Genomic DNA, 22,116 nt, shown 5'->3' with positions numbered 1-22,116 from the left:
GATCCCTCTCCGATCAGCCCCGGCCGCCGGGCATCGCGCCTGCGGTCGGGGTGGTGGCGGTGTCGACACGAGCGGTCAGGGCGACCGTCCAGCCGGTGGCGTTGTCGCCGGTGGTCGTGGCGAGCTCGAGCACTCCCCCGTCGTCGCCGAAGACGTTGTCGGTCGCGAGCGAGACGCGGGACATATTGGATGCCGACGACGAGTAGGCCGTATCGGCGTAGACGATTGCGCAGGTCGCCTCGGGCAGGGCCACCTGCGAGGTCGCGACCGCGTTCGCGGAGTCGGTGATGGCATCCACGTTCGGGTACACCTCGAAGTGGATATGGGGCCAGCGCCCGTCGTAGCAGGCGGGGAAGATCGAGGTGAACGAGACCACTCCGTCGGTGCCGACGACCTGCACCCCACGCAGGTAGGTCTCGTTCTCGATGCCGGAGGAGTACATCGAGTACCGCCCCTCGGCGTCGCAGTGCCAGACGTAGACGGCGGCTCCTGCGAAGGGCACGTCGCCGTTGGCGGTGTCGAGGATCGTGAGATTCAGCGTCATGGGCACTCCCGCCGCCGTGGCGCCACCGTCGAGGCTCGAACGCAGGTCGCTGCGGACCACCCCGGACTGCTCGAGGATGTCGACGCCGTTCGAGCCGTCGCCGGGGTAGGGACCGGCGGTCTCCTGGGGGATCTCCCCCGCGGGCAGCGCCACCGGCGCGTTCGAGGCCGACGCGGTGGCCGAGGCCGTCGGGGTCGCGGGGGTCGCCGACGCTGTCGCGCGGGGGGTGGTCGTGGCGGTCGCGGTCGCCCCGCTCTCGGCCGGGGCGCAGGCCGCCAGTGCGACGGCCCCCGCGCCGAGGGTGACGAGGCTCAGGATGCCGCGACGGCTGACGAGGGTTCGCACGTCGAACGAGGCGCCCTGATCGACCACGGGCTCGTCGGCTCGATCGAGCAGGCGCCCCTCGTAGGCGGGACCCTCGGGGGTCATCTGGGTGTCGGGGATGCGGCTCATGGTCTCTTCTCCGGGGATCGAGGTTCCTGTGTTGCCCCGACTGTGGTCCGCGCGCCCTGCCCGGGCCTTCACCGAACCTGTGGTGCGCCTATGAGACGCGATGGCGGGATCCGCGGGGCTGCCCCGACCCCGCACGCCCGTGTCAGGATGAGGGAAGGAGGTGCGCGATGACCGGAGTGCTGCACGCGGTGACCCTCGTCGTGAACATGCCGATCACCAAGATCGACGCCCTCGACGCCATCGCCTTCGCCGCCGACACAGGCGTGGAGGATGCCGGAACCGCACGCCCCCGCGTCTGGCTCGCTCCCCATGCGTGGGCGGAGGTCGAGATTCCGAAGTTCGCCGATCCCCCTCCCTTCGCGATCGACGTCTACTCGGACATCTCGGGCGCGGTCGCCTGGGCCCAGGCGCGGCGGCTGCATGACGCCCTCGGTCGATTCGGCTGGACCGTGAGTCCCCCGCGCGCGGGCGTGCGCTGACCCGGCGTCAGTCGAGACCGACCAGCACCTCGCTGCGCTCCCAGAGCTGCCGCGCGGTCACCGGGTCGTCGGCGAGTCGATTGGTCTTGGACGCCTTGTTATTGGAGTAGAAGCCGCCCGGGGTCCAGTCCACCCCGGGCTTGCCGAGCGCGAGCCAGGTGAGGCGCGCCCCGCCGACCGAGGTCGACGTCATCAGGCGCTGGGCGATCGGACCGCCGTAGAGGAACTTCCACGGCCCGTTGCTGGTCGAGCCGAAGTTCGAGGCGATCACCCCCGGGTGGAAGGCTACGGCCGACAGCCCCGCGTCGCCGAAACGGCGGTTCAGCTCCTTCGTGAACAGCACGTTCGCGAGCTTGGCGTTGCCGTAGGCGGCGGTCGAGGAGTACCGGTGCTCGCCCTGCAGGTCGTCGATGTCGAACCGCGGGAACAGCTTCGCGGCGGCGCTCGAGGTCTGGATCACCGAAGCCTCCGACTCGACGAGTCGCTCCCGCAGCAAGTTCGTGAGCAGGAACGGTGCGAGGTGATTGACCTGGAAGGTCGTCTCATAGCCGTCCTTGGTCAGCGTGCGCTCGCCGAAGACACCGCCGGCATTGTTGGCGAGCACATCGATACGCGGATACGCCTCGAGGAGGGATGTGGCGAGCTCGCGAACCTGCGCCAGATCGCTGAAATCGGCGACGAACGACTCGACACCCAGCGAGCGGGCGACGCGTGCGGTCTTCTCGGGGTTGCGGCCGACCACGACCACCTCTTCACCCAACTGGGCGAGCTGTTTCGCCGATGCCGCGCCGATTCCGTCGCTCGCGCCGGTGATGACGATGGTGCGGGTCATGGCATCCTCTTCCTGGTTCGGAGAAGCCACGGTAACCGCGGCGGAGACGAGAAGGTCGGGGGTTGCCGCAAGGATCCGTCGCACCTACGTCGTCACCGCGCAACTCACAGCCCGCTCACAGCCCCACGGGACCAAAACCAGCGGGCGAGGCGTTCGATTGAAGGACGCCCACCACAGGACGTCACGACGAGAGGATACGAACCGTGAGCACGGAGTACCGGAAGACGTCGGAGGCGCTGGGTCGCCTCACCGACCGCCAGTTCGCCGTCACGCAGGACGACGCCACCGAACCGCCGTTCCGCAACGAGTACTGGGACAACCATGAGGACGGCATCTACGTCGATGTCGTGTCGGGACAACCGCTGTTCTCCTCAGCCGACAAGTTCGAGAGCGGCTCCGGCTGGCCGAGTTTCACCAAGCCGATCGACGACGCCGCGGTCGTACAGAAGACCGACCGGACGCTGTGGATGACCCGCACCGAGGTGCGCTCCGCCGGAGCGGACAGCCACCTCGGCCACCTGTTCGACGACGGCCCGCGCGATGCCGGCGGACTGAGATACTGCATGAACTCGGCCGCAATGCGCTTCGTGCCCGTCAGCGAACTCGAGGCCCAGGGGTACGGCGCCTACCTCCCCCTGTTCCGTGAGAGTCGTGCCTCATGAACCTCTTCCCCTTCCGCACGCGTAAAAGGAGCACCACCATGACCAGCGGACCTTCCGACTCCGGCGAGATCACCCGTCGCCCCGGCACCGAGACCGCCGTCCTCGCGGGCGGCTGCTTCTGGGGCGTCGAAGACCTCATCCGCCGCCAGCCCGGCGTGCTCGACACCCGTGTCGGCTACACCGGCGGCCAGAACGAGCACGCGACCTACCGCAACCACCCCGGTCATGCGGAGGCCGTCGAGATCGTCTTCGATCCCTCTCAGACGTCGTACCGCGACATCCTGGCGTTCTTCTTCCAGATTCACGACCCCTCGACCCTGAACCGCCAGGGCAACGACGTCGGCACGAGCTACCGCTCGGCGATCTTCCCGCTCTCCCCCGAGCAGGAGAAGGTCGCGCGCGACACGATCGCCGACGTCGACGCCTCGGGCATCTGGCCCGCGAAGGCCGTCACGACGATCGAGCCCGAGGCCGCGTTCTGGGAGGCCGAGCCCGAGCACCAGGACTACCTCGTGCGCATCCCCCACGGCTACACGTGCCACTTCGTGCGTCCCGGTTGGGTGCTGCCCAAGCGCGAGGAAGCCTCCGCGTAAGTCGCATGATGAAGGGCCCGGATGCCATGGCATCCGGGCCCTTGGTCATGCCAGCAGGTCGTCGAGCAAGCGATGCACCCGTGACGTGATGTCGTCGCGGATCGGTTGTACCTCGTCGAGGCCTCGGCCCGCCGGGTCGGTGACCTCCCGCCTTCGTAGCGCTTGCCGGGGAGGATCGGGCCTCCCCCGCCTCGGTGAACGGCGGGTTCGGGACCCGTCGAGTGTCCAGGACACGCCGTGCGCCCGGTGCGTGAGGCGGCGAGTCGTGGGCGATCGACGGGCGGTCGGTGCGCGCAAGCCCCGCGGGCGCTGGGGCGACACTGCCTAGGCTCACGGGATGAGCGGATACGACGTGATCGTGGTGGGCGCGGGCCTGGCCGGCCTGCGCTGTGCGACGTGGCTGGCCGAGGCCGGCCGCGACGTCGTCGTGCTCGAACAGGGCGACGCCGTCGGCGGCCGCGAACGCACCGACATCGTCGACGGCTTCCGCCTCGACCTCGGTTTCCACGTGCTCAACCCGGCCTATCCGGCCATCCGGCGCTGGGTGGACGTCGACGCGCTCGCGTTGCGGCGCTTCCCCGTGGCCGTCGGTGTGCGCCTCGACGACCGGCTCGCGCGGCTGGCCCATCCCCTCCGGCATCCGCTGTCCGTCCCCGAGACGCTGGGGAGCGGGCTCGTCGGGCCCGCCGATCTCGCGGCTCTGGCGCGGTGGGCGGGGCCCACGCTCGCTTCGGCGCGGGCGGCCAAGTCCGGGACCGACCGAACACTCGACGAGGCGTGGGACCGCGCGGGACTGCGAGGCGCGCTCCGCGACAGCGTGCTCGAACCGTTCCTCGCCGGGGTGCTGGCCGATGACCGGCAGGAGACGTCGGACGCGTTCGTCCGGCTGCTCATCCGCAGCTTCGCCCTCGGACGGCCGGGCGTGCCCGCCGCGGGAATCGGCGCCCTCCCCGCGCAGCTCGCCGACACCGCGCGCCGGGCCGGCGCCGGCATCCGCCTCGCCCATCGGGTGGTCTCCACCCGGCACCGGGCCCGCGGCTGGCACGTCGGGGTGGAGGGACACGATGCCATGACCGCCCGGTCCGTGGTCATCGCGACGGGACTCGATCCCTCTCTCGACGTTCCGCTCCCCCGTCCTCGGGGCCTGCAGACGTGGTGGTTCGCCGCCGACCAGGCACCGAGCGGCGATGCCGCGCTCCGCGTGGATGGACGCCGCCAGGGGCCGATCGTGAACACCGCCGTGATGACCAACACCGCGCCCACCTACGCACCGCGCGGGCGGCACCTCATCCAGGCGACCTGCGTGCTGCCCTCCGCGGCGTCGGAGGACGCCATCCGCCGGCAGCTCGCCGAGATCTGGGATGCCGACACCCGGGCGTGGAGCCTCTTGCGCCGGGACGACGTCACCCGCGCCCTCCCCGCACAGGATCCGCCCCTACGCCAGCGGCGCTCGGTACGCCTGGGTGACGGCCGGTACCTCGCCGGCGACCACCGCGACACCGCGTCCATCCAGGGCGCCCTGGTGTCAGGTCAGCGGGCGGCGGAGGCGGTCCTCATCGACCTCGCGCGGTGAGCCGGACGTCCGGCCGCGCTATGCCCCGACTCCGGCCGGTTCGGGGCGGATTCCGCAACTCGGGGCGTGCCCTTTCCGCCCCGACCGGTAAATTCCGCCCCGACCCCGGACTCGCGCGCTAGAGCCGCGCCGCCAGCGCCGCCAGCGCATCCCCGGTCACCCTTCGCGTGGTCCACTCCTCCATCGCCTCGGCACCGAGGGCACGGTAGAAACCGATCGCGGGCTCGTTCCAATCGAGCACCGTCCACTCGAGGCGCGAGTACCCCTTCTCCACGCACTCCGCGGCGAGCGCGGACAACAGCGCCACGCCGTATCCCTTCGCGCGGTACTGCTCGTGCACGTAGAGGTCTTCGAGCCAGATACCGTGTCGCCCGGTCCACGTGGAGTAGGTGAGGAACCAGATCGCGATCGCCCGGATGCCGCCGTCGGGGTCCTCCACGACGAAGGCGAACGCGCGAGGATCGCCGCCGAAGAGGGTGGCGGCGATCATCTCGGCGGTGTTGTCGACGGCATCCGGTTCGCGCTCATAATCGGCGAGGGCTTGGATGCAGGCGAGGATTCCGGTCTCATCCCCGCTCCGGGCGGGACGCAGGACGGCACCGTCGGTGAGAGTGGTCATGAACCGAGGCTACCGAGGCCGACCGCCACCGCCACACGGGTGGTCAGGACAGTGGATGCCAGCTCTCGCGCGCCACGCGCCGGAAGTTGCCGCCGAGCACCGCGGCGATGTCGTCGTCGCCCCACCCGTGATCGCGCAGGTGCGCGCCGAGGCCGACGAAGGTTTCGGGCGGCATCCATTCGACCGGTCCCCACGCGGTGTAGCTGGCGTCGTAGAGGTCGGGGCTCGTCGCGAGCACGTCGCGGAACGTCTGCCAGTCGAAGGAGAAATCGGTGCTGACGCCGACGTGGTCGATGCCGACGACCTCGACCGCGTGCTCGAGGTGCCGCGTCATGGCCGACAGCGTCGGGGTATTGGGCCCGAGGAAGATGCCGACCCCGGTGATGCCGATCACTCCCCCGGTGTCCGCCGCGGCCCGGGCCTGATCGTCGGTGATGTTACGGGGGTGATCCCACACCGCGCGCAGGTTCGAGTGGCTGAAGACCACCGGTCTGGTCGACACCGCGCACATCTCGAGCGTGGTTCGCGCCCCGACGTGCGAACCGTCGGGCACCGCACCGTGTCTGTTGAGCTCACGCACCAGGTCGCGTCCCCAGGCTGTCAGCCCGTCGTCGACGGCGTCGAGGCAGCCGCCGCCCGCGCGGTTCGCGACGTTGTAGGTCGGGGCGATCGTGCGGACCCCCTGCGCGACGAGCGGGCCGACGGCATCGAGACGTCCGCCGAGCGGAGCGCAGTCCTCGAGGTCGAAGACCACCGCGGTATCGCCCGCGGCGGCGATCCGGTCGACGTCGTCGACCGACGTGGCGAGCGCGAGGCCGTCGATGCGCTCGATCTGCGCACGGAACGCGGCGAGCAGCGAGGTCACGACCGCCGGGCCGTGAGGTGCGTAACCGACATTCAGTGAGACCAAGCCGCCTCCCGCGGGGCGGTAGCGGTGCAGGTCGGTGAGGTCGGCGGTCTCGACGAGCTCGACGCAGGCATGCTGATCCCAGAGCACGGTCAGACGCCGAGGGGTGAGGCGACGGGCGCGGCCGCGCGGGCGGGAGTCAGCCCGGAGTCCAGCGCCTCGCGCCCGTCGAAGACGAAGCAGTCGCCGGTGAAGTGCGCGCCGCCCTGCGCGTCGAACCATCCCAGGATCCCGCCGTCGAGCTGGTACGCCTCGACCCCCTCGGAGCGCAAGTACAGCGCTGCTTTCTCGCAGCGGATCCCGCCCGTGCAGAAGCTCACCACGGTCTTGCCGGTGAGGTTGTCGCGGTGGGCGCTCACGGCATCCGGGAACTGGGTAAAGCGCTCGATGCGCCAGTCCAGGGCGCCGGCGAAGGTGCCGTAGTCGACCTCGAACGCGTTGCGGGTGTCGACGAGCACGACCTCCCGGCCGTCGTCGTCGGCGCCTCGGTCGAGCCAGCGACGCAGGGTGTCTGGACTGACGGCGGGGGCTCGGCCGTCCTGCGGGCGTACCTCGGGTCGGTCCATCCGGATGATCTCGCGCTTCACCTTCACCAGGAGCTTGTCGAAGGGCACGCTTTCCGACCAGCTGTCTTTCGTGCGCAGCGCGGTGAAGCGCTCGTCGGCGCGGAGCTCTCCGACGAAGCCGCGCACCGCGTCGGCGTCACCGGCGAGGAACAGATTGATCCCCTCCTCGGCGAGCAGGATCGTGCCCCGGAGGCCGGCGGCGGCCGCGCGCTCGCGCAGCGTCACGCGCAGAGCACCGGGGTCGGCGATGCGCGTGAACAGGTACGCCGAGACGTTGAGGACGGATGCCATGGCATCCACCCTATGAAACCCCGCACGTGCGCGTGTCATCCGGACCAGCGGGCGTCAAGCCGGGAAACGCGGGGTGCGCATCGCCTAGCGTGAGAGGACTCGTCCCCGGGAGGAAGCGTGCCAGAAGGCTCCGCGTCGTCGATCGCGACCGTGTCGGTCGTCATCCCCGTCCGCGACGACGGTCCGCACCTCAGGCGCTGCCTGCAGGCGCTGGCCGCGCAGACGGTCGCCGCCGACGAGATCGTCGTCGTCGACAACGGCTCCACCGACGACAGCGCCGATATTGCCCGCGCCGCGGGGGCGCGCGTCGTGTCCTGCGGTGAACGCGGCATCCCCGCAGCGGCCGCCACCGGCTACGACGCCGCGCGTTTCGATCTCATCCTGCGCCTCGACGCCGACAGCCTCCCCGCCGCCACCTGGGTCGCGAGCATGGTGGACGCGCTGAGCGAAGAGAGAGTGGATGCCGTCACAGGCGGAGCCGTTTTCCATGACGGACCCGTCTCCCGACGCGTGACGATGGCCCGGGTCTTCCTCGGCACCTACCACGCATTCGCGTTCCCCGCGCTCGGGCACACACCGCTGTGGGGGTCGAACATGGCGTTCCGTCGTCGGGCGTGGCTCGCCGTGCGCGACGAGGTGCACCTCGACCCCGAACTGCACGACGACCTCGACCTGGCGTACCACTTGGGCGTCGGCCACCGCATCCGCCGGGTCTCGGGTCAGCACATGCGCGTGTCCTCGCGCACGGTCGAGCCCCGTCGGTTCGCGCGGTGCTTCCGCCGCGGGGCGGGCACCGTGTTCGCGCACTGGCCGACCGATATCCCCCCGGCGCGGTGGATGCGGGTGTGGCGCGGGCGTCGGCTGCAGGACTCCCGTCCTCTCGAGGTCCGCGCCGTCGACCGCGACGAGGCGGCCCGCGCATGACCGGCATCCTGTTCCCGAACGTGGAGGCACCCGACCTGCACGTGATGAGCTTCAACATCCGGCGGCGGTTCGAGCGCATCACGTGGCCGTCGGCCGACCGCTGGCCGATGCGCAAGCAGCGTCTGCGCACCTTCCTCGGCGCGAACCGTCCGCATCTGCTCGGTTCTCAGGAGGCGATGCCCGACCAGGCGCGGTGGGTGCAGGAGTCGCTGGGCTCGCAGTACGGGCGTGTGGGTCTCGGGCGCGGCAAAGACCGCGGGGGTGAGGGCACGCCCCTCTTCTACGACCGCGACCGTATCGAGGTCGAGAGCTGGGAGCAGGTCATGCTCTCGGACACCCCCGACGTCCCGGGCTCGACGGGGTGGGGGAACACGATCCCCCGCGTCGCGGTCATCGCCCACCTGCGCGATCACGCCACCGGCGCCCGCTTCACCTTCGTCAACACGCACTTCGATGCCTTCTCGCACCGCGCGCGCCGACGCTCAGCCACCTGGCTACACGACCTCGTCGCCGCTCACCGGGGTCCGCTGCTGTTCACCGCCGACGTGAACGCCCCCGTGCGCTCGCGCGAGCTCGCGGAGATGTTCGCGGACGGGCTGCTCGTGGACACGTGGTCTTATGCGCCGGCTCGCCGCACGGCCGAATGGGGCACGTTCAACAATTACCGGCGCCCCCAGCAGGGTGCTCGGCGGATCGACGCGGTACTGACGACGCCCGATGTGGGTGTGCGAGCCGTTGGGATCGACCCGCGACCGACCGGAACGCAGTGGCCGAGCGATCATCTGCCCGTGCAGGCCGTCGTGCGGATTCCGGGCGGAGCCACCTCGTGATCACCCGTGCGACGCGGGAGGGATGCCGATGATCCGGGCCATGTACGCGAACCTGAAGCGCCCGCCGCGCACCGTCACCGACTGGCTGGCCGATGCGGTGCGCGCCACGGCGATCGTGCTCGTGCTGGTGTCGCTGTTCACGCTGCCGTTCACCGACTTCGCCGTGCTGTCGATGTCGCTGCCGGCTGTGATGCTCTCGCGCATGATCGGGCTGCGTTCGGGGCTGGACCTGATCACGTGCGTGACGGTGTTCGTCGCCGCCGGCAGCAACGTGCTGGAGCTCTACCGGGCCTGGACGGGGTGGGACCTCATCGTGCACCTCGTCTGCACCGGGGTGCTGGCGGCCGTCGCGCTGGTCTTGCTCGACGACGGGGGCGTCGTCGCCCCGACGGGACGTCGACGCACGCCGATCGTGGTCGCGACCATCGCCGGCTTGGCATTGTCGGCCGTGTGGGAGATGGTCGAGTGGTTCGGCTACCGGTTCATCACGGATGCCATCTTCGTGACCTACGACGACACCATCGGCGACATGATGGCGGGTGGCGCGGGGGCGCTTCTCGTGGGTGTCTTCGCATCCCGCTTGCGGCTGACGCGGGCAGATCGGGCACCTCTCTGAGCCAGGTCGGCACACCGGACGCGCCGCGCGGCGAAGCCCGACGGGCTCTCCGTGAGACTGCACCTCGCTGACGAACCCGTTGCCGCAGGCAACCGTCCGGTCGGCGAAATGCAGTCTCACGGTGTGAGACCGTGGCTCAGATCTTTCCCGCGACGTCCGTTCCGACGAGGTCGCCGTCGGGGTTCGGCTCGCTCAACTGCTCACCGGGTGCGGTCGAGCCCTCCAGCGGCGGCAGGGCCGCCTCGACGCGTGAGCCGATCCCGGCGTCGACGTTCTTCCAGTACTGCACGGCCCGGTCGCGCACATCAGCGCGTGTGACTCCCCCGACGTGACCCGTGATGGTCTCCACGAGACGGTCGCGCTCCTCGGCGGACATGACTTCGCGCACCAGCGTGCCGGCCTGGCCCCAGTCATCGTCTTCGGGGTGCAGGGTGGCCGCCGAGCGGACGAGGTCGCCGTCGCTCTGCCAGCCGCCGTCGCCCGCGCGTCGCGGATCGGCCGCGGGGCCTCCGACCGAGTTGGGCGCATAGACGGGCACCTCGGGCGGGTTGTACTCGTAGCGCATCGCGCCCTCTTTCGAGTACGAGTGCACCTCGGTGTGCGGACGGTTCACCGGCAGCTGCTGGTAATTCGTGCCCACGCGGTAGCGGTGGGCGTCGGCGTAGCTGAAGATGCGCGCCTGCAGCATCTTGTCGGGGCTGCCGTCGATGCCGGGCACGAAGTTCGACGGCTCGAACGCCGCCTGCTCGATCTCGGCGAAGTAGTTGCCCGGATTGCGATTGAGCTCCATCGTGCCGACCTCGATTTCGGGGTAGTCGTCGTGCGGCCACACCTTGGTCAGGTCGAAGGGGTTGAAGCGATACGTCTTGGCGTCCTCGTAGGGCATGATCTGCACCTTCAGCGTCCACGTGGGGAACTCGGCGCGCTCGATCGCGGCGTAGAGGTCGCGGATGTGGAAGTCGGCGTCTTGCCCTGCGATCTGGTCGGCCTCGTCCTGCGTGAGGGTCTTGTGGCCGAGGTCGGTGCGGAAGTGGTACTTCACCCAGAATCGCTCGCCCTCGGCGTTGATCCACTGGTACGTGTGCGAGCCGTAGCCGTTCATGTGTCGCCATGATGCCGGGATGCCCCGGTCGCCCATCAGCCACGTCACCTGGTGCGCACTCTCGGGAGACAGCGTCCAGAAGTCCCACTGCATCGTGTTGTCGCGCAGGTGGCTGCCGGGCAGGCGCTTCTGCGACCGGATGAAGTCGGGGAACTTGATGCCGTCTTTCACGAAGAAGACGGGGGTGTTGTTGCCGACGAGGTCGTAGTTGCCCTCGGTCGTGTAGAACTTCAGCGAGAATCCGCGCGGGTCGCGCCACGTGTCGGGGCTGCCCTGCTCGCCGGCGACGGAGGAGAAACGCGCGAGCATCTCGGTCTCCACACCCGGCTGAAACAGCGCCGCCCGCGTGTAAGCCGACACGTCGCCGGTGGTACGGAACGTGCCGAAGGCACCGCCGCCTTTCGCATGCACGACGCGCTCGGGCACGCGCTCGCGGTTGAACTGCGCGAGCTTCTCGATCAGGTAGTGATCGGTGAGCGCGATCGAGCCGTCGGCTCCGACGCTCTGGGAATGCTCGTCGCTGGCGATGGGTGCGCCGTTGTTGGCGGTGGTCGGGTCGTTGGCGGTGGTCGACTCGGTCATTGCTCTCCTCACGTCGTGGGCCGCGATGAACGGGGCCCCATCCGACGGTACGCAGGAGGTCCGACATCGCTGAGGCATTGCGGATCCACCGGTGAACACGTAGGGCCGGGACGGTGTCAATCCCCGGATCCGGGTGCCCGGCGACGGCGAGCATGAGCCCACATCAACGGAAAGGACGCGTCATGGCGAAGGATCTCTCGAAAGGCGACCGGGTCAGCTGGGACACCCCGCAGGGGCGCACGCAGGGCGAGGTCGTGGAGAAGAAGACGAAGGACTTCGAGCACGACGGGCAGAAGTTCACGGCATCCGACGATGACCCGGCCTTCATCGTGAAGTCGGAGAAATCCGGCGCCAAGGCCGCGCACAAGGCCTCTGCCCTGAACAAGCTGAAGAGCTGACACCCGCGCAGGCTCCGACGGGCTCAGCGGCCACTCACCCCGGCCGGTGAGCCTGTCGGAGCCTGCGGACCTACCCCCTCGCGTCGCGCCGCTTGCGCATCTGAGCCAGGGCGAGGCTCAGACGATGGTTGCCGGCCAGCACATCCTCGTGGCGCTCGAGGAACGACCAGTACGCGTCGGTGAAGACCGAGTCCTTGGCATCCGCCGCCGACGGCCACCACGATCCCATCTTCTGCAGGTACGCCCCGCCCGACACGTAGGGCTTGGTCGCGACGAACCCGCCGTCGGCGAACTGGCTCATCCCCATGACGTTCGGCACCATGACCCAGTCGTACGCGTCGACGAACAGCGCGAGGAACCACGCGTTCACCTCCCGCGGCGCGTAGCCCTGCAGCAGGAACCAGTTGCCCAGCACCATCAGCCGCTCGATGTGGTGCGCATAGCCCCACCGGTGCACGCGCTCGAGGACCGTGCGCACCGGAACCGGCAGGTCACTCGGCATCCGTTCACCCGAGTACCAGTACTTCTGGATGCGCCCGTCGAGGTGAAGGGCGTTGACGCGCTCGAGCTCCGGGTGCGCCCTGTACATGCCGCGCATGTATTCGCGCCACCCGATCACCTGGCGGATGAACCCCTCGACGGATGCCAGGGGTGCATCGGTGCGCGTGGCTGCGGCGACGACCTCCTCGACCGTGAGCAGTCCGATGTTCAGCATCGGCGAGATGACCGCATGGAAGAGGAACGGCTCGTCGGCCTTCATCGCGTCCTCGTACCGGCCGAAGTCGTGCAACCGTTCGGCGACGAACACATCGAGCCACGCGCGGGCGTCCTCGGGGGTCACCGGAAGCCAGAACTCGCCCGCTGTGCCCGGGTGCTCGGGGAACATCTCGTCGACCTCGGAGATGACCGTCCGGGTGATCTCGTCGTGCTCCGGCTGCGGGAGCGACGGGATGTCGACGCCCTTCTTCGGAAGCGGTTTGCGATTGTCCGCGTCGAAGTTCCACCGGCGCCCCGCGGGCTTGCCCCCGTCCATCAGGATGCCGGTTCGTCGGCGCTGCCAGTGGTAGAAGTCCTCCATCAGCGGCGTCGGATGCTCGGCGAACCAGCCGTCCACCTCTTCTTCGGGAGTGATGAACAGTCCGTCGGACTGCACGTCGGTGTCCACGTCGTGGGCGGCGCAGATCGCGGCGATGCGCTCGTCGACCGGACGGTTCGGGTCGCTCATCCACGTCAACTCGGTGACGCGGTGCTTCCTGAGGAGGCTTTCGAGTCCCGCCTTGAAGGTGAGGTCGTCGCCGAGGGCGATCCGGCGGACCGTCTTACCGTCAGCCTCCAGCCGGGCCGCGGTGTGCCGCATGGCGGAGATCAGCAGCACGATCTTGTGCCGGTGATACGGGATCTTGCGGAACCGCGGCGCCGCCTCGATGAAGAAGAACTCATCGATGCCGCCGTCAGCGTACGCGGGGTGCTCGGCGAACTGCTGCGTGGCGAGGATCAGGGCCGCCCTCACGCGTGCCGCCTCTGCTTCGCTGCGTTCGCCCGGCATCCGCGCGAGCAATAAAGCACCTGATCCCACTGATCGCGGCCGTTCCAGCGTTTGCGGTCGGTGAACGGGCGCCCACAGAATGCGCAGGGCTTGGAGCGCACCTCAGGTCGTGACATGGCGTCATCGTCGCAAGAGGGCCCTCCGTGCCGTGGGGGCTTGCGCTGACACGAAGATCGGGTGCGCGCAAGGCCCGGGCGCGATCCGCCGCCTTCATGGTCGAGTCTCACCATGGACATCACATCTGAACGACCCCGCGACGACGCCGACAGCCCCGACGAGCTCGAGACCGCCGACGGCGCGCGCATGCCCGATTCCACGGACGACGACGGCACACCGGTCGAGAACCCGTCCGGCTGAGGGAGACGGGCCGGGCCCCGCGGGACTCCGGCCCGCTCCGTCAGTCCGGCAGGTCGAACTTCTCGTTCTCTCCGCCCTGGGGGCGTTCGCCGGTGACTTTCGACGTCAGCAACGCGATGGCGGTGGCGATGCGTCCGCCTGCGCTACCCCAGTACTCACCGCTCAGGGTGTTCACCCGCAGCAGCGTCACGCCGGGCGACTCGGGACCGTCAGGGAACCACGCCTCGACGCTCGTCGACCACAGCTCCTTGAGCTTCGCCAGGTCGTCGACGACCTCGGCCTCACCCGCGAGCGAGAGCCACGTGCTGTCGGAGCTGAACGACAGACCGATCTTCGGGTCGCGCCGCACATGCGAGACGGCCGACGCGTCGCTGCCCACGATGAACCACAGGTCGCCGTCGCTCTCGGTCTCCTGCACGGTGAGGGGGTGCGCGTGCAAACCGCCGTCCTCCGCGCGCGTGGTGACCATCGCGAAGCGGAACTTCTTCAGCAGCTCGTTGAGCGTGTCCAGCTCGGATCCGGTGGATGACATGTCATTCCTCTCGTCGAAGACTCCAGCCCACCGCGTGGGCGCGCACACTCGCTACGTGTTGACGTCGGCGTCGGCGTCTGCTCTCGCCGCGCGACCGCTCTCGACCGGCGGGGCGAGGCGGTCGAGCTCGTCGAGAGCCGCCCGGGCGCGTTCCACGCGAGCCGGCACCGCGTCATCCCACCAGCGAGGGCCGCGTTCGCCCAGGCCCGCCTTCGCCACCCCCACGCGGTGACGCACGGCGGCCAGCACGGCGGGATCCTCGGAGCGCTTCGCCGTGCGGACGGCCGCGCGTGCCCGCCCCAGGTGCGAGCGCAGGCGGTCGGCGATGTCGGTGGGCAGGGCCGGGTCCGTTCGGCGCCAGCGGCGACCGTCGATGACGAGCCATCTCTCGTCGTCGGAGGGTTCTCCCGCATTCCCGGATGCCATCACTCCAGTGCAGTCGACGACGTCGACGGGGGAAACTCCCCGGCACCGTCCAGACTTCCGTGCTAGCTTGGTCTCATTCGTTCTGGGACTTGCTTCATCGACGCCCGCCTCATCGCTGAGATGCCGGGCGCACGGCGCCGAGCCGTTTACGACAGCAATCCTGCCCTCAATCATCGCGTGCCCCGCTCGACGGCTTCGGTCCTCGCGTCGCACTCGCGGAAAGTTCTTGTGTCTCTGCTTCACCCTTCGCCACTATCGTGGCGCCAGGCCGATCTCGACGTCTACGTCGCGATGGCCGGATCCGACTACGCCGGTTTCGTCGGCGCGGGCACCTCGGGCTTCGAAGCCCAGGGTCCCCTCGGCGAGAATCTCGGCTTCCATATCTCCGTCGACGCAGCTCAGGCTGCGGTCGACGGCCACCGCGTCCGCGGTACCGACTCGGTACCGCGGCGTCCCCGTCCGCTCCGCACGCGTCGGAGCGGCGCCCACGGTCGCGTCTGCGGCCCAACATGAATAAAGAGGAAACACGATGGCCACTGGCACCGTGAAATGGTTCAACTCCGAAAAGGGCTACGGCTTCATCGCTCCCGATGACGGCTCCGCCGACCTGTTCGCGCACTTCAGCGCGATCCAGGGCAACGGCTTCAAGGAGCTGACGGAAGCGCAGAAGGTCGAATTCGACGCCGAGCAGGGCCCCAAGGGCATGCAGGCGGCGAACATCCGCCCCCTCTAAGCTCCGCTGAGACCCGGAAGCCGGGCTCGTCGCAGACGCGATGAGCCCGGCTTCCGGTGTTTCCGGACCGCCGTGACATCGGTCGAAACACGTCACGGGAGTTACCGTTTGCCGTGAGCATCCTGCACATGCGGATGTATTCCGGGGGCCTCATACGAGGGCACGTAATGTGGGCCTCAGCCCGGGTAACCGCCCGGCTCCCCACCAGGGTCACCCCCGATCCGAGGAGAAGTTCCATCGCCTCCACCATCGTCGAGTCCCGCCTCGGCCCCGTTCGTCAGACGTACTCCGGCACCACGGAGTTTCCCCCCATCGCCAAGGCCTACACAGAGTTGTCTCAGGTCGTCCGCGAGAGCGGGCTCTTGGCTCGGACCCCCCGCTTCTATGTCCTCGTCGCGATCGCGGTCGGCCTCGGCTTCGCCGGAGCCATCACCGGATTCGTCCTTCTCGGTGACAGCTGGTACCAGTTGTTGATCGCCGCGGCCCTCGGCATCCTGTTCACCCAGGTCGCCTTCCTTGCCCACGAGGCGAATCACCGCCAGATCCTCTCCTCCGGGCCCGCCAACGACCGCCTCGCCCTGATCATCGGCAACGGCATCGTCGGCATGAGCCAGTCCTGGTGGGCGTCCAAGCACACCCGCCACCACGCCAACCCGAACCGCGTCGGCAAAGACCCCGACATCGAGATCGACACGATCTCGTTCCTCGACGAAGACGCCGCCAAGGCGCGCGGCATCCAGAGGTGGATCACCCGACGTCAGGGCTGGCTGTTCTTCCCCCTGCTCACGCTCGAGGGTCTCAACCTGCACTTCCTCGCGCTTCGCCACCTGTCCTCGCGCGAAGAGATCAAGGGCCGCTGGCAGGAGCTCGGCCTGCTCGCGCTGCGCCACGCGCTCGTGATCACCCCGGTCTTCGTCTTCCTGCCGCTCGGCATGGCTTTCGCGTTCCTCGGCGTTCAGTTGGCCGTCTTCGGCGTCTACATGGGCGCGTCATTCGCACCCAACCACAAGGGCATGGCAGTCATCGCCCCCGGCGCGAAGCTCGACTTCTTCAGCAAGCAGGTCTACACCTCGCGCAACATCTCCGGTGGCTGGTGGGCGACGTGGCTCATGGGCGGTCTGAACTACCAGATCGAGCACCACCTGTTCCCGAACATGGCGCGCCCGCACCTCAGCCGCGCCCGTTCGATCGTGCGCGAGCACTGCAAGACCCTCGGCGTCCCGTACGTCGAGACCACTCTGCTGCAGTCCTACGGCATCGTCATCCGGTACCTCAACGAGGTGGGGCTCGCCGCTCGCGATCCCTTCGACTGCCCGTTGACAGGATCGACGCGTCACCTTTCAGTCAAGTAATCACCGCGCACACGAAGGCGCCGTCCCCCTCGGGGGCGGCGCCTTCGTCGTTCTCGCCCCTGTTCGCCGCCTCGATCGGCGCGCGGCTCACGCGGGGAGCGACCCGTCCGTCAGCACGGTCGATCGAAGGGCACGGCGGCCCCCTCCCCCGGTTGTGCGGTGAGCGGCGGCGAAGGTGCGCGCGGGCGGTGGCCGCCGTCAGGCGCGAGGAACCTCGTGCAGCACGACGTCGCGAACGTCGCCGTCGGCGAGAACGAGCGTCATGAAGGTGCAGGCGGGCTGGCGCCGGCGGTCGGTTGGCGAACCGGGATTCAGCAGGCGCAGACCGTTCGGGGTCACCGTGTCCCACGGGATGTGGCTGTGGCCGAATACGAGCAGGTCGGTCTCGGGGAATGCAGCATCCATGCGCTTCTCCCGCCCGGTCGCAGCTCCCGTCTCGTGCACGACCGCGACCCGCACTCCGTCGATCTCGGCGCACGCGATCTCCGGCAGGCGTGCGCGCAGGTCGTCACCGTCGTTGTTGCCCCAGACGCCCCGCACGGGCCCGAGGGCGCTCAGCTCGTCGAGCACCGCGACGCTCACCCAGTCGCCGGCGTGCACGATCAGGTCGACCTCGGATGCCGCCCGGCGCACGGCATCCGGAACGACGCGCGCCCGCTTGGGTACGTGTGTGTCGGCCACGAGGAGCAGTCGGGTCGCCATTCCCCCACGCTACCCATCGGCGGCTCCTCCGTGTCCGAGACTCCTCACCTCCGGAGGCGCCCGCGTCGCATGCCCGCGCTCGGTGCCGCGCGCCTCGGCGACGGGCGCGGCGCGCGGGCGAAGGATCGACGATGCGCGTGCACCACCCGAGGAGCGACGAGAATGAAGAGGTGCCCACCCCCCGCCGCTTCCCCGTCGTCGCCCTGATCGTGGATGCGGCTCTCGTCATCCTTTTCGCGGCAATCGGTCGAGCGACGCACGAGGGCGATGCCTTCGGTCCGTTAGGCACAGGGCTGGCGACGACGGCCTGGCCGTTCCTGGTCGCCCTGCTGGCGGGCTGGTTGATCACCCGTGCCTGGCGGCGCCCCGTCGCCGTCCTGCGCACCGGCCTGCCGGTGTGGGCCGTGACGGTCGTACTCGGGGTGACCTTGCGAGCGCTCAGCGGCCAGGGCATCGCCATCGCGTTCGTCATCGTGGCAGCGATCACGCTCGCGCTGTTCCTGCTCGGCTGGCGCGGTGTCGCTCTTGTGGTGGCCCACTCCCGACGCGCCTGACCGCCCCGGCGGAGACGTCGGGGCGTCGGGGAACGGGCCGCGTCGATATCAGTCGCTGAGCGAAACGTCGACCTGGATCTCGGCCGCGAGGCGCTCGAGCTCGGTGACGAGGTCGTCGACCTCTATCCCCTCGGCGAGCGTCACGGTGATCGCGGCTTCGAAGAGGCGTCCGCCGGCCATCGCGGCATCCGTCGTCTGCGTCGACATCCGCTCGATGCTCGCACCCCGCGCGCTGAGCGCGGCGGAGACCTCGCGCACGATGCCCGGACGATCGTTGCCGACCACGTCGAGGGTCACGCTGCGCGGGACGGATGCCGACGCGGCGGCCGAGCCGGTGTGCACGGTCACCGCGAGGGTTCCGGCCAGACTCTCGAGCGCCCGGCGCAGCGCGTCGGCGCGGTCGGCTGACACGGAGACCTCGACGATCCCGGCGAAGGCACCCGCGAGTTCGGCGAGCTCGCTGTTCTCCCAGTTGCCGCCGTGGGCATCGACGATGTCGGCGACGGCGGAGACGAGACCGGCGCGATCGTCGCCGACGACGGTGAGCACGAGGGTGACCATTCCGACAGCGTAGCGAGCATGTGGCTGATACCGTGGGGTTTCCGCCGGAGGGGGTGAGTTCGTGATCGCGTCGCTGATCGCACTGCTCAACCTGCTGCTCGTCTCGGCCGAGCTGGCGCTCACGCCGGGCGGCGGCACTCCGCTGTTCGCGCTCGTCCTGGCCGCCGCCGTCGTCGTGACCGCGGCGATCGTCCTCGTGGTACTGCCGGCCCTGGTGGGAAATGCTCCCCCGCCGTGCGCGCGGCCCATCGACCCGTCGGCCCCTCTCGCGCAGAGCGACCCCGATGCGGCCGGGCATCCGCGCCCGCGCGCCCCTGGGTACGAGGTCCGCACCGCGTAGTCCGCACGCGTCCTCGCCCCTCGACGGGCGTCGTGTCGTCCGGGATGCGCGGTGCCGGTCGCCCGCGCAGCAGCAGCCCCGACGCTCCGTCCCGAGATCGGAGGACACCTGCGGCCCGTGACCGATCCACCCTGTGATCGCCTCACTCGAACGGACGCCCCGTGGACCTCTTCACCCTGCCCCCTCTCGCTCTCCTGCTCGACCTCGCTACGCGAGCACTTCTCGCCCTGACCACCCTGCTCGACCCCCTCGCCGGTACGGCGGCTGCCGCACTGGCCGTCGTCGTCGTCACTCTCGCGGCGCGTCTTGCGCTCATCCCGGTGGGGGTGTCGCAAGCGCGCGCCGAACAGACGCGCGCCCGCCTCGCGCCCCGCCTACGTGCGCTGCGGGAACGTTGGGGTCGTACCCCCGAACGCCTGCAGCGCGAGACGATGCGGCTCTACCGCGACGAGGGGACCTCGCCGCTCGCCGGTTGCCTCCCGGTGCTCGCCCAGGCGCCCGTGGTCGGTCTGCTCTACGCCGTTTTCCTGCACCCCACCGTCGGCGGGCAGGCGAACCCACTGCTCGCGCATGAACTGCTGGGTGTGCCGCTGGGACGGAGCCTCATCGGCGCGTTCTCGACGGGGACGACGGATGCAGCCACCCTCGCCGTCATCGGCACACTCGTCGCCGTGGTCGCGCTCGTCGCCGAGGCGACGCGGCGCCTGCTGCGTCCGGCCCCGGATCCGACGGCACCGGCCTGGATGACGGGGATGGTGGGCACCCTGCATTTCACCACCGCGGTGGTGGCCGCGTTCGTTCCGGTAGCGGCGGCCCTTTATCTCGCCGTGACGACCGTGTGGACGCTCGCGCAACGACTGCTGCTCAGACGGCAATACCCGCTGCCGTCGTGACGGGCGGCATCACCACCGAGCGGCAGCGATGCCCGACCGATCACACCGTGCGCGCGTCCGCGTCCCACCGCGGTGACGCGGACGCGTTGACCGCGGCCATCGCGAGCACCAGCAGTGCCGCCGTGCCCGGGAACAGCATGGCCGTCGACACCGACACGCTTTCAGCGACGGCGCCGGTCACCGCCGACGCGGCGGCCTGCGCGAGCGTCAAGGCCGAGGCGAGGAGGGTCATCGTCGATGCGGTGCGGCCGCGCGGCGCGCGGGCACCGGCCAGGCTGAACAGGGTGACCAGCGAGGGGCCGACCCCGATGCCCATGAGGCACAGCACCGCGGTCACCGTCACGACGGAGCCGCCGACGGTGTACGCACCGGCCGACGCGGTGAGCACGACGGAGAAAACGATCAAGCGCCACCGCAGCGTGAAACGCGCGGGAAGCACGGCCACGGCGAGTGCCAGCACTGCCGAGCCCACGCCCATCACCCCGTACAGAAGGGCCCCCGCCTCGGGCGCGCCCTGCGCCTCCATGAACGCGGTGAGCGAGGTCAGCGTCGAGCCGAAGAACAGGCCCACACCGAAGACCGCCGCCACCAGAACGAGCATGCGGGGATGCAGAAGCTCTCTGAACGGCGCCATCGCCGCCCGCTCGGACCGCTCGGGGACGGCGCGTCCGGTCGGGTGAAGCGCGAAAGCGGTGACGAAGACGAAGCTCAGTACCGCGGCAACGGCGATCGGTGCCCACGGCGCGATGAGGGCGGCCAGGACACCCACGACGAAAGGCCCGATCACGAATGCCGTCTCATCGGCGGCCGACTCGTACGCCATCGCGCGCGAGAACGTGCGCTGACGACGGTCGGGGTGCACGCGTTCCCCGATCAGGGCCATCACCCGCGTGCGCGACATCGCCGCGGTCTGCGGACCGGTGAGGCCGATGGCCACCGCGGCGGCGAGAAGCATGCCGTCGACCGTCGCGGTGGCCACGACCAACGGGAACACCGCGAGCAGGATGCCATTGAGCACCCCGGCCGGCACCAGCACTCTTCGCTGTCCGTAACGGTCGGCCAGATCGCCCAGCACGGGACCGGCGATGACGACCCCCAGTCCGACCGCGGCGGACGTCAGCCCGCCGAGGGCGACGGACCCGCGCGCGGCGACGACAAGGGCGAGGACGCCCACCGTCATCATGGCGAACGGTAGCCGCGCGATGAAGGCGACGGGGAAGTACCACGCACCCGTGTGGTGGAACAGCGGGCGGTGGGCGACGGCGCTCGGCGACGAGGGCGATGTCATGGATCGGTCTCCGGGGGCGGGGGAACGTGCCGCCTTGCCGGACCGGGCAGGTAGTTACACCTTGGGGCGGGAGAGTCCCGCGACTTCATTCTACCTGCGGCGCTTCACCGAAGCTCGGAATCAGCCCACCAGCGCCGCGATCGCGGCGATCACCGATGCCAGAGCGAGTACGAGGGCGATCGCGATGAGCACCGTGTGGACGATCAAGAACGGCGTGGGCTTGCCGGCCGCGTCCCGCGCGCGAGGATCTTTCGCGATGCGCGGGTAGAACCGCGGCCAGACGACGACGTTGAACACGGCGTTGGCGAACAGCAGCACGATCAGCAAAGGTTCCACGCCTCGAGCCTAAGCGTCCGCTGGTGCGCACAGCACAGGGCGGGGCGTCGACCCCGGCGCACGGACGCGTTCATCGTGGTCGACGCGCACCACGCGCTGCGGCTCGGCCCGCGCCGAACCCGAGTGCGCGCGGTGCCCCTCGGACGGCACAGGACCCGCGCTCAGCGCCCCGCCGTCACGACGCGCACGCGATACAGAAGCGGGCGAACGGCCGCGCCTCCAGACGCGCGTCGGCGATGGGCCCCCCACACCGCTCGCAGACGCCGAAGACACCGGATGCCACACGCTCCCGCGCCGCGAGGATCTCGGCGCGTTCGGCTTCCGCGCCGCGACGCAGCGCGTCGACCTGCGCCCACTCCGCCGACAGGGTGGATCCCTCCGGGTCGTGCTCGTCGTCGGCGGTCGCGTCCGCGCGGTCGTGTCGCAGACTGTCCTCGTCTTCGCGGAGGCGGCTGAGGCGATGCTCGACCTCGCGTCCGCGGTCATCGAGCATGCGCGTGGCGGTGACGGCATCCATGCTCCGAC

Annotated in this window: 30 protein-coding genes; 15 read left to right on the top strand and 15 right to left on the bottom strand. The window is 69.8% G+C overall.

The window, feature by feature from the left end; all coding sequences use genetic code 11:
• Positions 1-13: 13 nt before the first annotated feature.
• Entirely contained in the window at positions 14-997 is a 984-nt protein-coding gene (locus ACXKZF_RS06395; RefSeq protein WP_488985733.1) for a dioxygenase family protein, read from the bottom strand.
• Positions 998-1,164: 167 nt separating this feature from the next.
• Between ACXKZF_RS06395 and ACXKZF_RS06390 the strand changes: the two genes are divergently transcribed.
• Complete coding sequence (locus tag ACXKZF_RS06390) at positions 1,165-1,476, top strand: hypothetical protein (protein ID WP_055957294.1); 312 nt, start codon at positions 1,165-1,167, stop codon at positions 1,474-1,476.
• 7 nt (positions 1,477-1,483) lie between these two features.
• Here ACXKZF_RS06390 and ACXKZF_RS06385 read toward each other — a convergent pair whose 3' ends face one another.
• Positions 1,484-2,308 (bottom strand): SDR family NAD(P)-dependent oxidoreductase, encoded by an 825-nt coding sequence (locus tag ACXKZF_RS06385; RefSeq protein ID WP_488985732.1) that lies wholly within the window; start codon positions 2,306-2,308, stop codon positions 1,484-1,486.
• Between the two features lie 203 nt (positions 2,309-2,511).
• On the opposite strand from ACXKZF_RS06385, the gene msrB reads away from it, so the two are divergent.
• The 3 genes from msrB to ACXKZF_RS06370 all read left to right on the top strand — a co-directional run bounded on the left by msrB (position 2,512) and on the right by ACXKZF_RS06370 (position 5,136).
• Positions 2,512-2,970 carry a peptide-methionine (R)-S-oxide reductase MsrB gene (msrB, locus tag ACXKZF_RS06380; RefSeq protein ID WP_243222707.1) on the top strand — a complete coding sequence of 153 codons (459 nt, stop codon included), beginning with the start codon at positions 2,512-2,514 and terminating at the stop codon, positions 2,968-2,970.
• 38 nt (positions 2,971-3,008) lie between these two features.
• Complete coding sequence (msrA, locus tag ACXKZF_RS06375; RefSeq protein WP_055957303.1) at positions 3,009-3,563, top strand: peptide-methionine (S)-S-oxide reductase MsrA; 555 nt, start codon at positions 3,009-3,011, stop codon at positions 3,561-3,563.
• 337 nt (positions 3,564-3,900) lie between these two features.
• A complete protein-coding gene (locus tag ACXKZF_RS06370) occupies positions 3,901-5,136 on the top strand; it encodes an NAD(P)/FAD-dependent oxidoreductase (RefSeq protein ID WP_488985731.1) in 1,236 nt (411 codons plus the stop codon).
• A 118-nt stretch (positions 5,137-5,254) separates the two neighbouring features.
• Here ACXKZF_RS06370 and ACXKZF_RS06365 read toward each other — a convergent pair whose 3' ends face one another.
• From ACXKZF_RS06365 to ACXKZF_RS06355, 3 genes are read right to left on the bottom strand one after another with little or no spacing between them, the layout of a single operon-like run.
• Positions 5,255-5,755 carry a GNAT family N-acetyltransferase gene (locus ACXKZF_RS06365; RefSeq protein WP_488985730.1) on the bottom strand — a complete coding sequence of 167 codons (501 nt, stop codon included), beginning with the start codon at positions 5,753-5,755 and terminating at the stop codon, positions 5,255-5,257.
• A 43-nt stretch (positions 5,756-5,798) separates the two neighbouring features.
• Positions 5,799-6,752 (bottom strand): dipeptidase, encoded by a 954-nt coding sequence (locus tag ACXKZF_RS06360; RefSeq protein WP_488985729.1) that lies wholly within the window; start codon positions 6,750-6,752, stop codon positions 5,799-5,801.
• Positions 6,753-6,754: 2 nt separating this feature from the next.
• Positions 6,755-7,519, bottom strand: a complete 765-nt coding sequence (locus tag ACXKZF_RS06355) for a sulfurtransferase (protein WP_488985728.1) — start codon at positions 7,517-7,519, stop codon at positions 6,755-6,757.
• Positions 7,520-7,636: 117 nt separating this feature from the next.
• Between ACXKZF_RS06355 and ACXKZF_RS06350 the strand changes: the two genes are divergently transcribed.
• From ACXKZF_RS06350 to ACXKZF_RS06340, 3 genes are read left to right on the top strand one after another with little or no spacing between them, the layout of a single operon-like run.
• Complete coding sequence (locus ACXKZF_RS06350; RefSeq protein ID WP_055957313.1) at positions 7,637-8,443, top strand: glycosyltransferase family 2 protein; 807 nt, start codon at positions 7,637-7,639, stop codon at positions 8,441-8,443.
• Positions 8,440-9,273 carry an endonuclease/exonuclease/phosphatase family protein gene (locus tag ACXKZF_RS06345; protein ID WP_055957317.1) on the top strand — a complete coding sequence of 278 codons (834 nt, stop codon included), beginning with the start codon at positions 8,440-8,442 and terminating at the stop codon, positions 9,271-9,273. Before ACXKZF_RS06350 ends, ACXKZF_RS06345 begins: the two co-directional genes overlap by 4 nt.
• Positions 9,274-9,313: 40 nt before the next feature.
• Positions 9,314-9,889, top strand: coding sequence for a DUF2238 domain-containing protein (locus ACXKZF_RS06340; RefSeq protein WP_055959950.1), 576 nt, complete (start codon positions 9,314-9,316; stop codon positions 9,887-9,889).
• Between the two features lie 136 nt (positions 9,890-10,025).
• Here the strand turns inward: ACXKZF_RS06340 and ACXKZF_RS06335 are convergent, their stop codons facing one another.
• Complete coding sequence (locus ACXKZF_RS06335) at positions 10,026-11,573, bottom strand: catalase (protein ID WP_488985727.1); 1,548 nt, start codon at positions 11,571-11,573, stop codon at positions 10,026-10,028.
• Positions 11,574-11,755: 182 nt separating this feature from the next.
• On the opposite strand from ACXKZF_RS06335, the gene ACXKZF_RS06330 reads away from it, so the two are divergent.
• Entirely contained in the window at positions 11,756-11,971 is a 216-nt protein-coding gene (locus ACXKZF_RS06330) for a hypervirulence associated TUDOR domain-containing protein (RefSeq protein WP_055957324.1), read from the top strand.
• 70 nt (positions 11,972-12,041) lie between these two features.
• Here the strand turns inward: ACXKZF_RS06330 and ACXKZF_RS06325 are convergent, their stop codons facing one another.
• Both ACXKZF_RS06325 and ACXKZF_RS06320 read right to left on the bottom strand, forming a co-directional pair.
• Positions 12,042-13,481 (bottom strand): cryptochrome/photolyase family protein, encoded by a 1,440-nt coding sequence (locus ACXKZF_RS06325; RefSeq protein ID WP_488985726.1) that lies wholly within the window; start codon positions 13,479-13,481, stop codon positions 12,042-12,044.
• Positions 13,478-13,633, bottom strand: a complete 156-nt coding sequence (locus tag ACXKZF_RS06320; RefSeq protein WP_488985725.1) for a DUF2256 domain-containing protein — start codon at positions 13,631-13,633, stop codon at positions 13,478-13,480. Before ACXKZF_RS06320 ends, ACXKZF_RS06325 begins: the two co-directional genes overlap by 4 nt.
• Positions 13,634-13,745: 112 nt before the next feature.
• On the opposite strand from ACXKZF_RS06320, the gene ACXKZF_RS06315 reads away from it, so the two are divergent.
• A complete protein-coding gene (locus ACXKZF_RS06315) occupies positions 13,746-13,874 on the top strand; it encodes a hypothetical protein (protein ID WP_279291788.1) in 129 nt (42 codons plus the stop codon).
• Positions 13,875-13,914: 40 nt separating this feature from the next.
• On the opposite strand, the gene ACXKZF_RS06310 is transcribed toward ACXKZF_RS06315, so the two are convergent.
• Both ACXKZF_RS06310 and ACXKZF_RS06305 read right to left on the bottom strand, forming a co-directional pair.
• A complete protein-coding gene (locus ACXKZF_RS06310; RefSeq protein WP_488985724.1) occupies positions 13,915-14,406 on the bottom strand; it encodes a pyridoxamine 5'-phosphate oxidase family protein in 492 nt (163 codons plus the stop codon).
• A 51-nt stretch (positions 14,407-14,457) separates the two neighbouring features.
• Positions 14,458-14,832 carry a biopolymer transporter Tol gene (locus ACXKZF_RS06305; protein WP_488985723.1) on the bottom strand — a complete coding sequence of 125 codons (375 nt, stop codon included), beginning with the start codon at positions 14,830-14,832 and terminating at the stop codon, positions 14,458-14,460.
• Positions 14,833-15,060: 228 nt separating this feature from the next.
• Between ACXKZF_RS06305 and ACXKZF_RS06300 the strand changes: the two genes are divergently transcribed.
• From ACXKZF_RS06300 to ACXKZF_RS06290, 3 genes are all read left to right on the top strand, one after another.
• On the top strand, positions 15,061-15,345 hold the full coding sequence (locus ACXKZF_RS06300) for a hypothetical protein (protein ID WP_055957339.1): 285 nt from the start codon (positions 15,061-15,063) through the stop codon (positions 15,343-15,345).
• A 16-nt stretch (positions 15,346-15,361) separates the two neighbouring features.
• Positions 15,362-15,565: a cold-shock protein gene (locus ACXKZF_RS06295; protein ID WP_013583139.1), complete on the top strand. Its 204-nt coding sequence runs from the start codon at positions 15,362-15,364 to the stop codon at positions 15,563-15,565.
• Between the two features lie 167 nt (positions 15,566-15,732).
• Positions 15,733-16,917: a fatty acid desaturase family protein gene (locus ACXKZF_RS06290; protein ID WP_488985722.1), complete on the top strand. Its 1,185-nt coding sequence runs from the start codon at positions 15,733-15,735 to the stop codon at positions 16,915-16,917.
• Positions 16,918-17,115: 198 nt separating this feature from the next.
• Here ACXKZF_RS06290 and ACXKZF_RS06285 read toward each other — a convergent pair whose 3' ends face one another.
• The gene (locus ACXKZF_RS06285; protein ID WP_488985721.1) at positions 17,116-17,619 is read right to left on the bottom strand and encodes a metallophosphoesterase family protein; all 504 of its coding nucleotides are present in this window, start codon (positions 17,617-17,619) and stop codon (positions 17,116-17,118) included.
• A gap of 170 nt (positions 17,620-17,789) precedes the next feature.
• Here ACXKZF_RS06285 and ACXKZF_RS06280 point away from each other — a divergent pair, with 170 nt between their 5' ends.
• Positions 17,790-18,173 (top strand): DUF3054 domain-containing protein, encoded by a 384-nt coding sequence (locus tag ACXKZF_RS06280; RefSeq protein ID WP_488985720.1) that lies wholly within the window; start codon positions 17,790-17,792, stop codon positions 18,171-18,173.
• A gap of 48 nt (positions 18,174-18,221) precedes the next feature.
• Here the strand turns inward: ACXKZF_RS06280 and ACXKZF_RS06275 are convergent, their stop codons facing one another.
• The gene (locus tag ACXKZF_RS06275; protein WP_488985719.1) at positions 18,222-18,734 is read right to left on the bottom strand and encodes a glycine cleavage system transcriptional repressor; all 513 of its coding nucleotides are present in this window, start codon (positions 18,732-18,734) and stop codon (positions 18,222-18,224) included.
• A gap of 61 nt (positions 18,735-18,795) precedes the next feature.
• Here ACXKZF_RS06275 and ACXKZF_RS06270 point away from each other — a divergent pair, with 61 nt between their 5' ends.
• Together ACXKZF_RS06270 and ACXKZF_RS06265 are read left to right on the top strand one after the other, a co-directional pair.
• A complete protein-coding gene (locus ACXKZF_RS06270; protein ID WP_055957347.1) occupies positions 18,796-19,074 on the top strand; it encodes a DUF6412 domain-containing protein in 279 nt (92 codons plus the stop codon).
• A gap of 161 nt (positions 19,075-19,235) precedes the next feature.
• The gene (locus ACXKZF_RS06265) at positions 19,236-19,967 is read left to right on the top strand and encodes a YidC/Oxa1 family membrane protein insertase (RefSeq protein WP_488985718.1); all 732 of its coding nucleotides are present in this window, start codon (positions 19,236-19,238) and stop codon (positions 19,965-19,967) included.
• Between the two features lie 40 nt (positions 19,968-20,007).
• On the opposite strand, the gene ACXKZF_RS06260 is transcribed toward ACXKZF_RS06265, so the two are convergent.
• The 3 genes from ACXKZF_RS06260 to ACXKZF_RS06250 all read right to left on the bottom strand — a co-directional run bounded on the left by ACXKZF_RS06260 (position 20,008) and on the right by ACXKZF_RS06250 (position 22,108).
• The gene (locus tag ACXKZF_RS06260; protein ID WP_488985717.1) at positions 20,008-21,255 is read right to left on the bottom strand and encodes an MFS transporter; all 1,248 of its coding nucleotides are present in this window, start codon (positions 21,253-21,255) and stop codon (positions 20,008-20,010) included.
• A 120-nt stretch (positions 21,256-21,375) separates the two neighbouring features.
• Entirely contained in the window at positions 21,376-21,591 is a 216-nt protein-coding gene (locus ACXKZF_RS06255) for an SCO4848 family membrane protein (RefSeq protein ID WP_055957360.1), read from the bottom strand.
• A 175-nt stretch (positions 21,592-21,766) separates the two neighbouring features.
• Positions 21,767-22,108, bottom strand: coding sequence for a TraR/DksA family transcriptional regulator (locus ACXKZF_RS06250; protein ID WP_488985716.1), 342 nt, complete (start codon positions 22,106-22,108; stop codon positions 21,767-21,769).
• Between the last annotated feature and the right edge of the window lie 8 nt (positions 22,109-22,116).

Source organism: Microbacterium sp. ABR10, assembly GCF_057812175.1.
Note: the sequence above shows the minus strand (reverse complement) of the source record. Positions and strands in the feature narration are given on the sequence as shown.

Excerpts from the sequence above, each read along its gene's own strand:
- ACXKZF_RS06315 (WP_279291788.1), top strand. The coding sequence starts at position 13,746 with ATGGACATCACATCTGAACGACCCCGCGACGACGCCGACAGCCCCGAC.
- ACXKZF_RS06250 (WP_488985716.1), bottom strand. The coding sequence starts at position 22,108 with ATGGATGCCGTCACCGCCACGCGCATGCTCGATGACCGCGGACGCGAG.
- ACXKZF_RS06295 (WP_013583139.1), top strand. The coding sequence starts at position 15,362 with ATGGCCACTGGCACCGTGAAATGGTTCAACTCCGAAAAGGGCTACGGC.
- ACXKZF_RS06310 (WP_488985724.1), bottom strand. The coding sequence starts at position 14,406 with ATGTCATCCACCGGATCCGAGCTGGACACGCTCAACGAGCTGCTGAAG.
- ACXKZF_RS06305 (WP_488985723.1), bottom strand. The coding sequence starts at position 14,832 with ATGGCATCCGGGAATGCGGGAGAACCCTCCGACGACGAGAGATGGCTC.
- ACXKZF_RS06355 (WP_488985728.1), bottom strand. The coding sequence starts at position 7,519 with ATGGCATCCGTCCTCAACGTCTCGGCGTACCTGTTCACGCGCATCGCC.
- ACXKZF_RS06385 (WP_488985732.1), bottom strand. The coding sequence starts at position 2,308 with ATGACCCGCACCATCGTCATCACCGGCGCGAGCGACGGAATCGGCGCG.
- ACXKZF_RS06330 (WP_055957324.1), top strand. The coding sequence starts at position 11,756 with ATGGCGAAGGATCTCTCGAAAGGCGACCGGGTCAGCTGGGACACCCCG.
- ACXKZF_RS06395 (WP_488985733.1), bottom strand. The coding sequence starts at position 997 with ATGAGCCGCATCCCCGACACCCAGATGACCCCCGAGGGTCCCGCCTAC.
- ACXKZF_RS06285 (WP_488985721.1), bottom strand. The coding sequence starts at position 17,619 with ATGGCGACCCGACTGCTCCTCGTGGCCGACACACACGTACCCAAGCGG.
- ACXKZF_RS06290 (WP_488985722.1), top strand. The coding sequence starts at position 15,733 with ATGTGGGCCTCAGCCCGGGTAACCGCCCGGCTCCCCACCAGGGTCACC.
- ACXKZF_RS06275 (WP_488985719.1), bottom strand. The coding sequence starts at position 18,734 with ATGGTCACCCTCGTGCTCACCGTCGTCGGCGACGATCGCGCCGGTCTC.
- msrA (WP_055957303.1), top strand. The coding sequence starts at position 3,009 with ATGACCAGCGGACCTTCCGACTCCGGCGAGATCACCCGTCGCCCCGGC.
- ACXKZF_RS06365 (WP_488985730.1), bottom strand. The coding sequence starts at position 5,755 with ATGACCACTCTCACCGACGGTGCCGTCCTGCGTCCCGCCCGGAGCGGG.
- ACXKZF_RS06390 (WP_055957294.1), top strand. The coding sequence starts at position 1,165 with ATGACCGGAGTGCTGCACGCGGTGACCCTCGTCGTGAACATGCCGATC.
- ACXKZF_RS06320 (WP_488985725.1), bottom strand. The coding sequence starts at position 13,633 with ATGTCACGACCTGAGGTGCGCTCCAAGCCCTGCGCATTCTGTGGGCGC.
- ACXKZF_RS06340 (WP_055959950.1), top strand. The coding sequence starts at position 9,314 with ATGTACGCGAACCTGAAGCGCCCGCCGCGCACCGTCACCGACTGGCTG.
- ACXKZF_RS06260 (WP_488985717.1), bottom strand. The coding sequence starts at position 21,255 with ATGACATCGCCCTCGTCGCCGAGCGCCGTCGCCCACCGCCCGCTGTTC.
- ACXKZF_RS06370 (WP_488985731.1), top strand. The coding sequence starts at position 3,901 with ATGAGCGGATACGACGTGATCGTGGTGGGCGCGGGCCTGGCCGGCCTG.
- ACXKZF_RS06335 (WP_488985727.1), bottom strand. The coding sequence starts at position 11,573 with ATGACCGAGTCGACCACCGCCAACGACCCGACCACCGCCAACAACGGC.
- ACXKZF_RS06345 (WP_055957317.1), top strand. The coding sequence starts at position 8,440 with ATGACCGGCATCCTGTTCCCGAACGTGGAGGCACCCGACCTGCACGTG.